The organism is Gordonia sp. (in: high G+C Gram-positive bacteria) (genome assembly GCF_020438995.1).
Classification (GTDB): Bacteria; Actinomycetota; Actinomycetes; order Mycobacteriales; family Mycobacteriaceae; genus Gordonia.
Window position 1 is genome coordinate 1 of record NZ_JAGQTN010000253.1, and the last position, 1,895, is coordinate 1,895.

Consider the following 1,895-nt stretch of genomic DNA (forward strand, 5'->3'; position numbering starts at 1 on the left):
CCCGCCGACAGCCGCCAGAAACGCCTGCGCCGCATCGCCCGCCGCGAGTCCGAGGTAACGCGGATCGTGCTCGGACCAGCCCGCCGCGCGCGCCCTGTCCACCACCGTCCCAGCCACGTCATCTGCGAATCGCTGCGCGCGCATCGCCATCAGATCACCGGCGGTGTACCGCGGCGCCGCCGACCGGGGAGCGACCCCGCGCAACGCGGTCGCGACGTCGGCGTTGCCCCGCGGCGTCAAGCCGTTGCGGGTGGCGCGCTGGGCGAGCACCCCGGCAACCATCACCACGGCGCCGAGCACGGTCGCTGCCGTCTGCGGCATACCCGTCCAGGTCGCCGTGGCCCACGTCCCGAGTGTGACCGTGGCCGAGGCGAACGCGCAGATCGTGTTCGACCAGCGCCGCCACCACGGCTGCGCCTGCAACGCGGCGGCGAGGGCGTCCTCGATCGCCGTCGCGAGTGCCGCGCTCACCGGGCGCCGCCATCGATCTGCGCGAGCACACCCGCCGCGCCGGCGTCCCCTTTGGCGGCCTCGCGGCGAATGAGCACGATGCACGCCGGATCACCCAGCAGCGCATTGCGTTCCACGAACTCCTCGTGGATGCGGGCGTCGATGTTGAGCACGAACCCAGCCAGGGTGTCGACGAGACCGTCACCGGCGCGGTACTTGCTGCGGGACGGTAACCTCTTGGTCAGCTCCTCGGCAGCCAGATCGGACATGATCGTTCCCTTCTGAGTCGGTAGTAGTCGTGGGCCCAGCGCCTTGCAGATCGCCAGGCGCCGGCGGCGGTCATCGAGGCCGTTGGTACCTCCGTTGATCGCCCGCGTCACCGCGACCACATCGTCGGCGTCAGCGAGCGCGCTCAGCTGGGGGCGGGCGATCGTCCAGTACCAGGCCGCACCCAGACCCGCGAACCGGTCACTGCCCAGTTCGTTGGGCTCGTCGACGAAGTACGTCGGCGAGGTCACCAGACGCTTGGCGAACGCCCACAACGATACCTGGGCGTGGTTATGGCGGCCGGTGATCTGCAGCCACCCGTGCCCACGGAACCGGAACCCGTCACCAGGCTCGGTGTTGCCCAGATCAGCGCGACCCTCATACCCACGCTGGGCGGGCGTCGGACCCCACAGCTCGGCCGGGTGCCGCAGACCGGCCGACTCGTGCCCGATCTGCGCGCACCAGTGAGCGGCCCGCAATGGGGTGGTGATCTGCGCCAGGCGCATCGACTCGACGAACGCCGGCAGCAGCTCGCGGTACCGGGCCACCGACATACTGGCGCCCATCGCTTCGGACAGCACCTCGGCCGTCACACCGTCCGGCGCCACCGGTGTGGGCGCAGGAGCACCGATCGGGCACGCCGTGTACCCCTTCCCGGCCACGCACGTCGCGGCCTGATCGACCGACTGCCAGTAGATGTTCGGCGCGAAACCGGAGTCCACGACGAGGATCTCCCGACGCGCCAGGTTGTAGCCGGCGACGAACCGGTAGTGGTAGACGAAACCCCCGGAGTACCCGACATTCTCGCCACGAGCTCCGCGAGGATAGTTGCTCGGCGGCACCATGATGTTGTCGACGACGCCATACCCGGCGTTGACCGACCCGATGATGTCGTCGAAGTACCGTTCGGTCGCCCCGGTGGAGGCGGGATCGGCGATCTCGCGAACCACATACCCGGGATTGCCCAGGCGCCGGTTGAGCACATCACGCACCAGGCCGACGTGGTCGGTGCCGTTCACGGTCGTGCCGAGATCGCGGGCCAAGGTCGCCTCGTCGACGCGCAGACCGCGCACGATCAGCGCCTGCTGAGCGGCCGCCGGACCGCAGAACCAGCCGGTGTCCTGCGACACCGTCGGCCGGGTCCGGTCGAAGGGCAGGACCACATCACCGTTCAATGC

At 70.0% G+C, this 1,895-nt stretch carries 2 protein-coding genes; both read right to left on the minus strand.

Annotated features, from left to right (window positions below):
* Positions 1-471 (minus strand): hypothetical protein (locus KDB67_RS17615; RefSeq protein ID WP_291018355.1); only part of this gene is annotated, 471 nt, incomplete at its 3' end.
* Positions 468-1,895: C39 family peptidase (locus KDB67_RS17620; RefSeq protein ID WP_291018358.1), on the minus strand; the 1,428-nt coding region annotated here is incomplete at its 5' end. The genes KDB67_RS17615 and KDB67_RS17620, both read right to left, overlap by 4 nt.